This window comes from Streptomyces sp. NPDC060027 (assembly GCF_042737005.1).
Classification (GTDB): Bacteria; Actinomycetota; Actinomycetes; order Streptomycetales; family Streptomycetaceae; genus Streptomyces.
Genome location: NZ_JBHWVI010000449.1, coordinates 1 through 1,603 on the forward strand (window position 1 = coordinate 1; position 1,603 = coordinate 1,603).

The 1,603-nt window shown below is 71.9% G+C and carries 1 protein-coding gene and 1 pseudogene; both read left to right on the top strand.

What is annotated here, in order from left to right; genetic code table 11:
• A pseudogene (locus ACFWBT_RS42910) lies at window positions 1–819 on the top strand (hypothetical protein); the annotation flags it as partial.
• 87 nt (window positions 820–906) lie between these two features.
• Window positions 907–1,603, top strand: a 697-nt coding sequence (locus ACFWBT_RS42915) for a hypothetical protein (RefSeq protein WP_385710249.1), incomplete at its 3' end; no start/stop codon positions are given.

Genomic DNA, 1,603 nt, shown 5'->3' on the forward strand with positions numbered 1-1,603 from the left:
GGCGGGTTCCGTCGCGATGACAACCGCAGTGGTGGCGGTAGTGGCGGCGGTTTCCGTCGTGACGACCGCGGTAGCGGTGCCGGTGACCGTGGCGGCTTCCGTCGCGATGACAACCGCAGTGGTGGCGGCAGCGGCGGTGGGTTCCGTCGTGATGACAACCGTGCCGGTGGCGGTAGTGGCGGCGGCTTCCGCCGTGATGACAACCGTGCCGGTGGCGGCAGCGGCGGTGGGTTCCGTCGTGACGACCGTGGCGGCGACGATCGTGGTGGCTTCCGTCGTGACGACCGGCCCAGCACCCCGCGCCGTGACGACGACCGCGGCGGGTTCCGTCGCGATGACAACCGCAGTGGTGGCGGTAGTGGCGGCGGTTTCCGTCGTGACGACCGCGGTAGCGGTGCCGGTGACCGTGGCGGGTTCCGTGGTGACGACAACCGTGGCGCCAGCGGCGGTGGGTTCCGTCGTGACGACCGTGGCGGCGACGATCGTGGCGGCTTCCGCCGTGACGACCGGCCCAGCACCCCGCGTCGCGACGACGACCGCGGTGGGTTCCGCCGTGACGACAACCGTGCCGGAGGCGACTTCCGTCGTGACGAGCGCAGGGACGGCGACCGTCCTCCCTTCCGCCGTGACGACCGTCGTGACGACAACCGTGGCGGCGGTGGCGGCGGCTTCCGTGGCCGTGACGACCGAGGACACGACGACCGTGGCCGTGGTGGACCCCGCCGTGACGACAGGGGAGGGCGCCCCGGTGGCTTCCGTGGTCGTGACGACCGCGGCGGCGACGACCGGCGCGGTGGCAGCCGTTTCCGCGACGAGCGGGACCGCGACCGTGAGCCGATCAAGCGGCTGCCGATCCCGGACGACGTCACGGGCGAGGAGATCGACAAGGACGTACGGCAGGAGCTCATGAGCCTGCCCAAGGGCCTTGCCGAGGATGTCTCCCGCAACCTGGTGATGGTGGCCCGTCTCATCGACGAGGACCCCGAGGCCGCCTACGCGTACTCGAGGATCGCCCTGCGACTGGCGTCGCGTGTCGCCGCCGTGCGTGAGGCGGCCGGGTTCGCCGCGTACGCGAACCAGAAGTTCAGCGAGGCGCTCGCCGAGTTCCGCGCCGCGCGCCGGATGACCGGCAGCGTGGAACTGTGGCCCGTCATGGCGGACTGCGAGCGTGGTCTCGGCCGGCCCGAGAAGGCGCTGGAGATGGCCGGCGCGCCCGAGGTGCAGAAGCTGGACAAGGCGAGCCAGGTCGAGATGCGGCTCGTGGCGGCCGGTGCCCGGCGTGACATGGATCAGCTGGAAGCCGCAATCGTCACCCTGCAGAGCCCGGAGCTCGCCTCGAACTCCGTCCAGCCCTGGACCGCCCGACTGCGGTACGCCTACGCCGACGCGCTCCTCGCCGCCGGGCGTGAGGGCGAGGCACGCGAGTGGTTCGCCAAGACCGTCGAGTCCGACAAGGACGGCAGCACCGATGCCTCCGACCGGCTCGCCGAGTTGGACGGCGTCGAGTTCGTCGACGCGCTCGTCGAGGACGAGGACGAGGGCGAGACCGGGCAGGTGACCGCGCCCAAGGCCGAGACCGAGGTCCGTGTCGAGGACGAGGACC